Origin of the sequence: Mesorhizobium opportunistum WSM2075, from assembly GCF_000176035.2 — a bacterium.
Classification (GTDB): domain Bacteria; phylum Pseudomonadota; class Alphaproteobacteria; order Rhizobiales; family Rhizobiaceae; genus Mesorhizobium; species Mesorhizobium opportunistum.
The window spans coordinates 6,386,694-6,398,411 of record NC_015675.1 but is presented as its reverse complement, the minus strand read 5'-3'; the positions used below and the strand labels follow the sequence as shown (position 1 = coordinate 6,398,411).

10 protein-coding genes and 1 pseudogene are annotated in these 11,718 nt (G+C 64.8%); 2 read left to right on the top strand and 9 right to left on the bottom strand.

Features of this window, described 5'->3' with window-relative positions:
* Positions 1 to 2: 2 nt before the first annotated feature.
* The 8 genes and pseudogenes from MESOP_RS30785 to MESOP_RS36385 form a co-directional block, all read right to left on the bottom strand.
* Entirely contained in the window at positions 3 to 905 is a 903-nt protein-coding gene (locus MESOP_RS30785) for a terpene synthase family protein (protein WP_013533384.1), read from the bottom strand.
* The gene (locus MESOP_RS30780; protein ID WP_013533383.1) at positions 902 to 2,452 is read right to left on the bottom strand and encodes a hypothetical protein; all 1,551 of its coding nucleotides are present in this window, start codon (positions 2,450 to 2,452) and stop codon (positions 902 to 904) included. The genes MESOP_RS30785 and MESOP_RS30780 overlap by 4 nt, the downstream gene beginning before the upstream one ends.
* A 296-nt stretch (positions 2,453 to 2,748) precedes the next feature.
* On the bottom strand, positions 2,749 to 3,747 hold the full coding sequence (locus tag MESOP_RS30770; RefSeq protein ID WP_013533382.1) for a polyprenyl synthetase family protein: 999 nt from the start codon (positions 3,745 to 3,747) through the stop codon (positions 2,749 to 2,751).
* A 151-nt stretch (positions 3,748 to 3,898) separates the two neighbouring features.
* On the bottom strand, positions 3,899 to 5,242 hold the full coding sequence (locus MESOP_RS30765; protein ID WP_041163922.1) for a cytochrome P450: 1,344 nt from the start codon (positions 5,240 to 5,242) through the stop codon (positions 3,899 to 3,901).
* 8 nt (positions 5,243 to 5,250) lie between these two features.
* Positions 5,251 to 6,086: pseudogene (locus MESOP_RS30760) on the bottom strand (SDR family oxidoreductase).
* Entirely contained in the window at positions 6,073 to 6,378 is a 306-nt protein-coding gene (locus MESOP_RS30755) for a ferredoxin (protein WP_013897112.1), read from the bottom strand. The pseudogene MESOP_RS30760 and the gene MESOP_RS30755 overlap by 14 nt, the downstream one beginning before the upstream one ends.
* Position 6,379: 1 nt before the next feature.
* A complete protein-coding gene (locus MESOP_RS30750; protein WP_013533380.1) occupies positions 6,380 to 7,672 on the bottom strand; it encodes a cytochrome P450 in 1,293 nt (430 codons plus the stop codon).
* Between the two features lie 5 nt (positions 7,673 to 7,677).
* A complete protein-coding gene (locus MESOP_RS36385) occupies positions 7,678 to 7,857 on the bottom strand; it encodes a hypothetical protein (RefSeq protein WP_245265020.1) in 180 nt (59 codons plus the stop codon).
* A 792-nt stretch (positions 7,858 to 8,649) separates the two neighbouring features.
* On the opposite strand from MESOP_RS36385, the gene MESOP_RS30740 reads away from it, so the two are divergent.
* Both MESOP_RS30740 and MESOP_RS36845 read left to right on the top strand, forming a co-directional pair.
* Positions 8,650 to 8,862, top strand: a complete 213-nt coding sequence (locus tag MESOP_RS30740) for a cold-shock protein (RefSeq protein ID WP_008874821.1) — start codon at positions 8,650 to 8,652, stop codon at positions 8,860 to 8,862.
* A 331-nt stretch (positions 8,863 to 9,193) separates the two neighbouring features.
* Complete coding sequence (locus MESOP_RS36845; RefSeq protein WP_081285659.1) at positions 9,194 to 9,679, top strand: prephenate dehydratase domain-containing protein; 486 nt, start codon at positions 9,194 to 9,196, stop codon at positions 9,677 to 9,679.
* A 655-nt stretch (positions 9,680 to 10,334) separates the two neighbouring features.
* On the opposite strand, the gene hemN is transcribed toward MESOP_RS36845, so the two are convergent.
* Positions 10,335 to 11,690, bottom strand: a complete 1,356-nt coding sequence (gene hemN, locus MESOP_RS30730; protein WP_013533378.1) for an oxygen-independent coproporphyrinogen III oxidase — start codon at positions 11,688 to 11,690, stop codon at positions 10,335 to 10,337.
* Positions 11,691 to 11,718 lie beyond the last annotated feature (28 nt).

The following is an 11,718-nucleotide window of genomic DNA, read 5'->3' as shown; positions in this document are numbered from 1 at the left end:
GTTCAGGCAGGCGCACGCTGGCCTCCCCTCGAAGCGTCGCTGCGGTAGCGGCTGGTCGAGGTCTGGTAGTACTGCGCGCGTATGGCCGCCATGGCCTCGATCAACGGTCCCCACGGCGCGGGAAAGCGTTCTTCCGCCATCACCCGGTGCAGCATGCGCGTATGGCCGGCCAGCTCGTCTTTGAGGAACTCCATCACAGCCATAGCCGGATAGCGCTCCAGCAACAGGATCGCCGCGTTGTCAGCCTCGCCGGCCGACCTATCCTTGTCGCGTCCATGCAGATCGTTCTGCAGGCGCCCTATCGCGGAGATGAGCCGCAGGACCTGGCGAAACGCCGGTCGCGCGCGCAAGCTCGCCATGTCCAGCCCCCACAGCAACGAAAGGCAAGAGAACACGTTCGCGTAGGCGATCGAATCAATGCCGTTGTGCAGGTACTCGGCGTAGGACCAGCGTTCCGTCGCTGCCGCCTGAGCGTGTCCTGCGCGCAGCGCCGCGCAGTAGCACCGGGTATCGTCGAGAAGCTGAGCATAGTCGCGACGATCGTAGGCGAGCGCGGCCAGCGAAGCACGCAGCACAACGCAGCCCTCGAATCCGGGGAGCACGCACGGCACGCCGTGCCCCAGCGCCTGCTCCACCGCGGCGAGCTGCTCCGGCGCGATCAGGCCAAGGTCGTTGCAATCGTCGAGCCAGAACAGCAGCGCCAGTTCGCGATAGAACGCCAGGATCAGCATTTCGTCCTGCGGATCGCGGCCGGTGCGGGCGCTGGTCTCACGCAGGCTCGGATGGATGCGCTGCAGGATGTACTGGCCGCCCCTGACCGCTTCCATCGCATGCTCGTCGGCGAACCCGGTCAGGGAACGCCCCCACTCCAGCACCTGCTGCAGCGCGCGTTCGGTCTGGATCATGGAGGCGCTCCTGCTCCCTCGGCCAGGACGCGCCGCCCCCAATGAAGCGCCAGCCACAACCCGGCGAGTTCGGCCACGCGCACGACCCGGATGGGGCAATACAGTTCCTTGCCGATCCACAGCGGCGTCTGCGGTAATGCATGCGCCGCATAGCGGGCGAGCATCCACTCCAGCGCACGCCCCACCGCCTGCGCGATGCGCCGGCGCTCTGTCGGTTCTTCGCTCCCGTCCATCACGTGCAACGCGAACAGCGCATAGGCGGTTTCCTCGAATGTGCACGCGCGACCGGCGCCCCAGCCGCCGTCGTCACGCTGCGCCTGCAGCAGCGCCGCTAGCGCGCGCTCGTCGCGCCACTGGGGCTTGCCTTGCGCCAGCGCAGCGACCGCATGCGCGGTGGGATACAGCCACGAAACGTGCCATTTTTCGTTGTCCCATAGACCGTGTGGGTTGCGATTGGCCTCGACGTAGGCGCCGGTGCCGGCGTCGGGCTTTTCCAATAGTCGCAACGCATGCAGGGCATGTATGTTGGTCGACACTGAGGCATTGCGCTCTCCGGGAAAGGTGACGAACAGCTCGCCGATTTCGAAATGGCGCAACGCATCGACCGCCGGGTCGCGGCCTGCAAGGCGCAGGACGCACAACGCAACGGCGGTGTCGTCCGCATCGGCCGCGAAGTGCAAGGCCGGGCCCAGACCGCGCACGCCCAGGCGGGCGTCGAGCTGCGCGACGATCACGCGCATCGCCTCGGCGAGCGCGGGATGCGCGAACAGCCCGGCCAGATGCAGGGTATACAGCGACCAGCATGGCTCAAACACATTGATCGGCCAGACGCTGGGAACGACACCTTCGATGCAGCTGCGCGTCGCCCGCGATGCCGCCTGCAGATACGCGTCGGCGCACCCGACCTGCGGCCTGCTCCCTTGTGCCACGGCGTGCGCACGCCACGCGGCGGTGGCCGCCGGACTGATGCCGATGCTGCCGTCTTCATCTGGGCATGCGGTGGTCAGCGACGTCCCCCAGGCTTCCCAGGAGTGCAGCAATGGATGGCCGCTCGGCAACGTCGCCCCCGCCCCCAGCTTGACCAGGCAGGCTTGCCGCAACGGCAACAGCGCCGGGTGGCGCGGAAACGCCACGCTGCCCAGCAAGGATGCGGCCTCGCCGCACAACTGCGGCAGGATCAGCTCCGCGCCGATCGGCGCGTCTTCCGGCACCGCATGCGCGTAGGGATCCGGCTGGCGCTCGAGGAACCGGGTTGCAGCCTGGACTGCGTCGGCAGCGTCGGGAAGAGGCTCAGCGCGCTGCAATGCCAGCAACGCCGCCCACGTGGGCGCATGGCGAAACAGCGGGAAGTCCGCGCTTCCCCATCCGCCGTCGGCCTGTTGCTGCGCGATCAGCCAGGCGTATGCGTCCTGCCGACCGGTGACGTTGCCGTGGAACTGCAGCGCTCGCGCCGTGTCGTAGACGGACGGACCGACGCTGCCGCCGTCGCTCATCTCGCTCAGCAGGTGGCGCAATTCGGAAAGGATCTGTTCGGACAGCGCGTTCACGCGGGATGTTCCTTCTGCAGAAGGGTTGACGAACGATCGGGCAGACGCCGCGCACGTCGCCGCAGGCCCGTCGCGGCCAGGCGCGTGGGCAGCGCCGGATGGCCGCCCTGCTCCGGCGCGGCGACGCGCGGCTGGCGTCGGTTCGCCCAATAGGCTAGCGCAGCGCGCCGCGTGCCACGGCCGTGCTGGGCAACCGCTGCGATCGGCGCCGCGGGATCTCGGACAGAGTGCAGCATCCACCGCTACCGCCGGCCGATCGCAGCGGCACAGGGGCGACTCCATGCGGACGGGACGCCTCATGCGCATGGCGCGTGCTTTAACAGATACGCGGTGGCCCGCTGCAGCATCTGCGCCAACGGTTCCGCACGCGGCCCCAGCGGGGCGATGGCCTCCCCGGCGTCGCGCAACAGATCCAGCGCAAACTGGCGCGCTGCTTGCAGCCCCATGATCGACGCGCAGGTCGGCTTCTGCGCCGCCGCGTCCTTGCCGGGGGTCTTGCCCAGCGCCGCGGCATCCGCTGTCGCGTCGAGAATGTCGTCAACCACCTGCAGCGCCAGGCCGAAACAGGCGCTGTAGCGATCGAGCGCACTGTACAGCGCGGCGTGCGCGGCATCCTCCGTGATGGCGCATAGCGCGCCCATGCGAACGGACGCGCGCACCAGCGCTCCGCTCTTCATCCGGTGCATCGCCACGATCCTGTCCAGCTCGACATGCTTTCCGACCAGCGACAGATCCTTGGCCTGCCCGCCTGCGGCACCCTCGGCGGACACCGCCTGCGCCAATTCGCGCACGAGCGCGATACGGTTGTCGCCCGGCGCATCCAGGCTCGCCAGGGTGAGGAAGGCGTGCGCCTGCAGCGCATCACCGACCAGGATCGCAGTGGCTTCGCCGAACTTGACGTGCACAGTCGGAAGGCCGCGGCGAAGCACGTCGTTGTCCATCGCGGGCAGGTCGTCGTGGACCAGGGTACAGGCGTGGATCATCTCGATGGCGGCGCCGACGTCCTCGAGCACGTGCGCCGGCGTATCGGCCAGTGCGCCGGCAGCCAGACAGAGCAAGGCGCGGGTGCGCTTCCCGCCATGCAAGGTGGCGTAGCGCATCGCCGCCATCAGCTCGGTCTCGCCATCGTCTTCGGCGCACAGAAGACGCGCCAGCGCCTGTTCGACCCCCTTTGCGCCGTCCTGCATCCAGATCTCCGGCAGCAGCCTGCCGGATGCGCCGCGCGCCTGCGCGCCTAATCCCCCGATCGCGGAAACGCCAGTTCGGTCGTCATGTGGCTTGGAACCGGCCTGCATGTTGTTCATGTCCTTGTACCTGACAGGAGACGGCCACGGCGAGCGGCGACCGCCGCGCTGTTGCCGGCGTCGCACCGAGCGCGCGCGCCGAGTGCAGCAATGCTGCGCGTCGCTCGCCGCTGCCTCGCCACACGGGGCATGCGATGCCAGCTCATGAGAATCCGATGCGGATTTTCATGGACGGATTTGCGGTCGGGTAATAGCGCCGGCCTTTTTCGACGTCGCTCAGCAACCGCGGCCGCACCCCGGCCTTGTGCATGGTCAGCGCCAAGGCGATGCAGAACTGCACTAGTTCCAGCCATACCACGTGGTAGCCGATGCAGACGTGTGGGCCGGTACCGAACTGCAGCATGTCCACCGGCCGGATCGGCTCCGTGCGTTGCAGCCATCGCGCCAGGCGGAACTGATCAGGCGCCTCGTGCAGCAGCGCCGAGGTCGAGAAATGCAGCAGCGGGATGCACAGATGGGTACCCGCGGGAATGCGCCATTGGCCGAGTTGCAATTCCTGCAGCGCTTGACGCGGCAGGAGCGTGACCGCCGGATGCAGGCGCAGCGTCTCGCGGAACAGCGCCTCGGCGACCGGACACTGCGCTAGATCCGCGTGCCGGGTCGGCACCGCGCCCACGCGTTGCGCCTCTTCGACCAGGGTGTCCCACAGCACAGGCTGCCGCGCCAGCTCGATCACCATCCAGGCCATCGTCGAGGCGGTGGTCTCGTGACCGCCAAGCAGCAGCAAGCGGATATTGGCGACCAGGACGTCATCGGAGAGCGCATCGTCGCTGCGATCGAAGGCGCTCACCATGTCCTTGATCAACCCGGTGCGCGCGGCATGCGCGCGCGCGTCGCGGACGAACTGGTGCAACTGCGCGTCGATCCAGTCGCGGGCGGCGCGGCCGCGCCGCAAGGGCAGTCCGGGCAGGTCGATCGGGGGCGCGACGATCAACTGCACCAGTTGCCGGTACTTGCGATGCCATCCCGCCAGGTCCTGCGCGGGGATTCCCATGAGGCTGAAGATGAGCTTTAGCATCAGGTCGCCGGTTTCACGCAGGATGGCTACGTCGCCGCGGTCGCGCCACGCCTGCACACGCGCCCGGATGACGGGCTCGAACAGGTCGCCGATGCCGGCCTGGGTCAGCCCCTTGGGCAGGAACGCCGGCTTGATCGCATCGCGCGCCTGCCGGTGCGCGCCGCCGTCCTGGGCGACCATCGTTCCACCAAGCAATTCGGGCGCGATCCCTTCGATCAGCGCCGAGGACACGTCCTTGTGCCGAAGCAGTGCGAACGCGTCCGGATCCATGCAGGTCATCAGGTGTCCGGCAGGGCCGAAATCCAGCCAGAAGTAGCTGCCCAGCGTCCGTTCCGCGCGCCGCAGCAGGCGCGGCAGGTCGCAGATGATGGCGGGAAGATGCCCGACCAAGGGGAAAGCGCCGGGCACGACCGGGATGTCGTGCCGCAGCCGGTGGCGACGGTTCAGCGGGTTGAGCAGCATGTCCATCAGCTCCATCAGCAGCGCGGCGCCGCGGCCGCTTCGGCGGTGTCGCCGGCAGGCCGCGCGGCGCGGCTGTTGCCACCGTTCGCGTACGTCCGCACATGCGCCAGCATGCCGCCGTCGATGCACACGACCTGGCCGGTGATGAACGCAGCATCGTCGGAGAGCAGGAACGCTACCAGCGCGGCCACGTCCTCGGGGCGGCCGACGCGCGGCAGCTGGTGCCGGCGCAGATGCCGTTGCATGCACTCGTCCAGCTTGGCGAGGAGACGCTCGGTCATGATCAGACCCGGCGCAACCGCGTTGCAGCGGATCTGCTCATCACCGTACTGGGTGGCGAGCGAGGCCGTCAGGGTGTTCATCGCCGCCTTCGATGCGGGGTAGGACGTCTGGGCGGGGTCACCGCTGAGCCCTGGCACGACGACATGTTGACGATCGCGCCACCGCCGCGGGCAATCAGCCGTCGGATGGCGTGCCGCAGCAGAGCAGCATGCCGCGCAGATTGGTCGCCATGGTCTGATCCCAGACCGCCAGGTCCAGGTCGAGCATCGCGCGCTCGTGCGGGGTCAGATGCATAGCTCGCGTTGTTCACCGCAGTCGACCTCACCGAAGTGCCGCTCCGCCGTCTGGAACAGCGCTGCCACCGCCTGCGCATCGGCGATGTCCATGGCCAGGGCCAGCGCGTGGCCCGCTTCGGCCGTGATCTGCGCGGTGCAGGCGATGGTCGCCGAGCCATCAATGTCGGCCACCACCACTCTGCCGCCCTCGGCGCGATGGCGAGGGCGCATGCCTTGCCGATGCCGGCGCTGGCGCCGGTCACCACGGCCACCTTGCCTTCAAACCGTCCCATCGTGTCCTTCTGGATTGCGTTGGTCTTTCGCGGCATGCCGCTCGGGTTCCGCCGGAGAAGGCGCAGCGTCGGCGCTGGCGCGCTCGTCATCGCCAGCGTCGCTTATCACCCGAATGGCGGCGACCGGGCACTGGCTGGCCGCGAGCCGCACGGCGGCGAGCAACGCCTGCGGCACCGTCGCCGCGCACACTTCAGCCACGCCGTCCGGTTCGCGCTGGCGAAAGGTGCCCGGCAGCGTAAGCACGCACTGCCCGGTGGTTCCGCACAGATCCTGGTCGACCACGACGCGCATCTCAGCCCCCCGCCTGCGCATTCAGCCGCACCGGCAGCGCAAGGAACGTCCTAAGGAACGCGGAGGGCTCCCGGGTCGGCTGCTCGGCCAATGCCAGCGTGGGGAAGCGCGCCTGGATCCGCGGCAGGCTCTCGGCCAACTGCATCCGGGCCAGTTGTGCACCGGGGCAGAAGTGGATGCCGTGGCCGAAGCTCAGCATGATCTTCCCGTCGGTCGACATGCCAGGATTGGTGCCGTAGAACCGCGCGGGATCGAAGCGGTCGGGATCGGCGAAGCCGTCCGGGTCGCGATTGCCGGCCGCGATCAGAACGCGAACGTCCGCGTTCTTCGGGATCACCACGCCGCCCAGTTCGATGTCGCGCTGGGCGATACGCGGAGTGGCGCTGAACAGGACGGGCGCGTCGCGGCGCAGGACTTCTTCGACGAATGCCTTCACCTCCACGGCGTCTCCCTGCAGCCAGTGCCGCTGTTCGGGATAAGCCAGCATCGCCAGGACCGCGTGGTCGATGGCCGCAGCAGTGGTGGTGAAGCCGCCCAGCAGCATGCCCCACAGCATGCTGATCAACTCCGCATCCGATAGCGTGTCGGCATCGTCGTCGTGTGCGCCGACCAGCATCGACACGATGTCATGGCGGGGATCGGTGCGCTTGCGCTGTATGAGGTCGCCGAAGTAGGCCTGCACCCTGGCGCTGCCTGCGTCCGCCGCGGCGAGCTGGGGATCGCTGGCGTGCGGGCTCAGGCCTTCCACAATGGCGCCGATGCCGGCGGCGAGCCCGAACATGTCGTCCTGGGGCAGGCCGAACAGTTCGGCGAAGACCAGCATGGGCAAGGCCAGCGCGAATTCCCGATGCAGATCCACCGCCTCCCCGCGCTCCAGCGCGGGCGCCATGCCGTCCAGGCGCGCTGCGACGATGCGCGCGATGCTCGGCCGCAGGTTGTCGATCTGGCGCATGGTGAAATCGCGAGAGATCAGCCGGCGCAGACGCGTATGCGTCGGTGGGTCCTTCATCGCTATCGTGGACGCCATTAGATTGAGCGACAGGCTGGTCGCCGCACGCGGGAAATAGCGCGCCAGTTCGCCAGGCGCCGGTCCCCGAAAGGCATCGCCCGTGGCCGTGAGCGCCCAGTAAATGTCGGCGTGGCGGCTCAACAGAAAGAGGCCCGAGGCCGCGCGATGCACCGGATCGTGCTCGCGCAACCATCGCATAAACGGATACGGGTCGTGGATGCACGCTGGCGACGCCAGTTCGGCGAAGGCGTCCCGGCATGCTGTCTTGGTTTCTTGCACGTCCATCTTGGTTACCTCTTGGCTGGCTGATCTGACCGGCGCGCGCCAGGGTAGTAGGCACTATAGTCATAGGAGGTGAAGGCGTCGTGCGAGCCACCGATCTCGGCCACCGCGCGGTCAAACTCGCCGGCGACGTGATTGGCCGTCGCCTTGATGTCATCGGTAGCCGCCAGAACCGGAGCGGTGCTCACGAAGGCCAGCGCGGTCGCAAAAAGAGCCAGACTGAAGGTTTGCTGACGGCGTCTCTTGTCGTGACCGGCCGATGGGCAAGTTTTGAGGCAAAGTGAGTTGTCCCTTATGTTGAGGGTGCTGCGTGCTCGTCCCTTTAGTGGGAGATAGTGGGGCGGTGGGTAGCCCCGAGCCAGATGAGCCATCAACATGTTTCGAGGCCTGACACGAGCGTCATCTTTGAGCTAATCTGGGAAACGTGAGGCGGTATTTTTTTGGGATCATTGGATGACTCTCCTCGGCCCGTGACGTGTTCGCGATGACCGCGCACGAACCGTGCCAAATGAGAAAACCCCGTTTCGGCGATGTGATTGTCGGACTCAGCTATGTTACGTATCCGACATTGTCGGACATCTTACACCGCCCGAATGGGAAGCCCTCACCGCTTAAAAAGGTGGCTAGGTGAGCTACCCTTCGGAGATGTCGAATATCATGGCGTTAGCGCGCGCCTGTAGTTGCTGGTCGTCCGCGTACGCCTGCTCACATCGGCCGATCGCTGGTCCCCTAACACGACTCCAAACAGCGATAGACGCGGTCTGGAATTTACCGGAGCGTTGCAGGACATGTATTTGCCACTCGGAACGCCAGCGCGGGAGACGCTTCCGCGAGGGGCGGTCATGATGGAGCTTGCGAGCCGATTTGCGATTTGACCGGGGCTTTTGCTGTTTTCGCTTTTGCTGCCCCTAAAATCTCAGATATGAAGCGGACCTGGCCTATGGCCTGCCTACATTGAATGGTTACAAAGGAATACGACTATGGCGACTGGAACGGTGAAGTGGTTCAACAGCACCAAGGGATTCGGTTTTATCCAGCCTGACAACGGAGGTCAGGACGTTTTCGTTCACATTTCCGCTGTCGAACGAGCGGGCCTTTCGACCCTTAATGAGGGCCAGAAGATCAACTACGAGGTCGAACAGGACCGCCGTACCGGCAAGTCCTCCGCAGGCAGTCTCAGCAAAGCTGGCTGATCTTTTTCTGCCTCTGCCCGGCAAGAGCCGGGCAGAAGTGCCACTGACCGCGCCATAGGAGCGGGCAAGAACACGGATCTCCCGCTGACCGGGCTGCGGTTTGCAGGAAGCTGCTAAGTTCTACTGAAACAAGATGTTTGCAAGTGAAGAGGGGCGGGTCCCGGCCTCTTATTTTTTCTGCTGTAGATTCTCACGTAGCAGATGCCGACGGCGACCGCGCGCATCAGAACGAATCTGGACAAATGAGATCAAGCTGCGAGCTTCTTGTGGGTCCGCTCGCTTCACGCGGATCAATGCTATATTTTCGTTCACGAGCCCCGTGCTCTGACGCATTATCGATCGAGCGTGCCGAGGAAATGAACCAGCAATTCAGCCACCTCCAGCGGTCGACATCTCCACGATCAAGCGGGTAGGGTACATTGGCCCTGAGGGGACCTGGACCCATCAAGCCTCGCTGGACCTCTTTGGCGACCAAGTTGAACTCGTTCCGTTCAACGACGGATTGTTCGAAGCATATGAGAATGGCTGCGTCGACGTTGCATGCGTTCCAGCTACGACCTCTCTGGTCGGAACCACTCTCTACCTCGACCAAGTCCTGCGCTTGAGGTCTCCCAGGGTCATCGCCGAGTACCCGAAGGTCTTGAGCTATAGCCTGATGGCCAGCAAGGATGCGAGTTTCTCGATGATCACTAAGGTGCTTGGCCACGCCGTAGCCTTGCAGGAGGTGGCCGGGTGGCTCGACGAGAACATGCCCAATGTCGAGCGAGAGAGCCGTAAGGGAGCGACATCTTTAGTCGCTAAGCCTCGCCCTCGATAGCGGCATTTGGTCCTGCGCTTGGTGCCAAGCTGTACAATCTGCAGATATTGCGAACAGGAATTGAAGAAGGGCTGCATAACGTTAAGCGGTGGTGGGTGCTCGGGGGCAGGGCCACTGAGCCGACAGGATTTGACCGGACGACACTTCACCTCCGCGTTTCAGAGCAAAATCTCAGTTATGAGCGTCCGACATGCGAGCGGCTGGACACCCATCAATATGTCATCGATGTCGCTGGCCATGTTTTGACGCACCCGGCGCTGGCTGCGTTGGCGGATATTGATGGCTTTAGAATTCTCGGGTCCTGCCCACGTTGCCATTAGCTAAGGCTAGGGTAGTTTCTGCCCATAACTCCAAAACTGTTGATCCTCATCACTGATGAGAAGACACGACCGTGCCGCGCGTCCACGAGATCATCGCGCCGACGATCTTGTCGTTTTCGCTCTTGCCTGCGAAAGTAGTATTCATAAGCACAAGACGTCGATCGGCCGGGCATCTCGCAAAACAAGTCACCATCGATGACTGTGTCGCGTTATCGGCGACACGCTCGTCCATTCGGGACCGTCAAACACTTCAATCCGCGCAGGGGGCGCCGTGACCGGGGCCTGCGGCGGTTTTAGGAGCTTGCCGTTCGGCACGAGCTTGTCGCTTTGGCACCTCACGCTGATTGGCTGTGCTGTGGGACAACCCGGTCGAGAAAAGCATCGAATGCGGCAGCAACAGCGCGAACTACGAAACGATGCTCCTGCCGCACCCGGATGAAACCGTTTTCAATGTCCACTATCCCATCCTCAGCCAGCTTCGCCAAGCGTTCGGCAGCCGAATCGAGAAGGCGAGTTGGATCGAATCCACAGGCCGCACAAATTGCCGGCACATCGGCCTGCAAATCGCACATCAGCCGCTCTATGATCACGGCTCGCACGCGGTCATCGTCTGTGAGCCGGTAGCCTTTTGACGTCGCCAAACGGCCAGCTGCTATGTGCCGACTGTAGGACTCACGTGTTACCTCGTTCTGGACGTAACCCTCGCCGACCCGCCCGATAGCCGACGCGCCGAAACCGATCAGGGTTTTGCAGGTGTCGGCCGAGTAACCCAGCGAGTTACGCCGTAGCCGACCACTGGTCTGCGCCAGCGTAAGTTCGTCGTCCGGCAAGGCGAAATGGTCGAGGCCGATCTCTTGGTAGCCGGCGGCGACCAGCGTCTCGGCCACGGCCGCAGCCTGTTCGGCGCGGGCGACGCTGTCCGGCAGCGCAGTCGTCTCGATCAGGCGCTGATTCTTTATCACCGATGGAATGTGCGCGTAGCCGAACACCGCAAGCCGGTTGGGGCGCATGGCGACAGTTGCCGCCGCAGTCTGGACGCAGGACTCTACCGTCTGATTCGGAAGACCGAAAATGAGATCGACGTTGATGCCGCTTACCCCATGCCGGCGCAGCTCTTCGACGGCAGCGGCCGTCTGCGCCTCGCTCTGGACGCGGTTTATCGCTTTTTGAACAATCGGATCAAAGCTCTGCACTCCGAGACTCGCGCGGCTCACATTGGCTGCTCCCATTGCTTCGGCAATCTCGGCCGTGAAGGTGCGCGGGTCAATTTCGACGGCGATTGTCGCGGACTCCCTGAACGCGAAGCGGCGGCGCAGGAGTTGGATCATGGCCAAGAACTCCGCTGCTCCGATCAGGGTCGGGGTTCCACCGCCGAAATGCACGTCGTTCACGACGAGCCCCTGCTGCACTTGCTCCCAGACCAAACGGATCTCGTCACGCAGAACGGCCAGATAATCGAGGATCGGACCCTGATTGCGGGCAATCGTGGTCGGGAAGCCGCAATACCAGCAAATCGATCGGCAGAACGGAATGTGGAGATAGAGAGACACCGGATCGTCAGCCGGCAGACCTCTTAGCCATTCCTGATAGCTTTCGGGCCTGACGGTGGCGGTGAACTCCGGCACAGTCGGATAGATGGTGTACCAAGGCAGGAGAGCCTCGCGATATTCTTTCAGGATAGAGGTCTGCAACAGTTTCCGTCCCAAGCTGAAAAGTTGG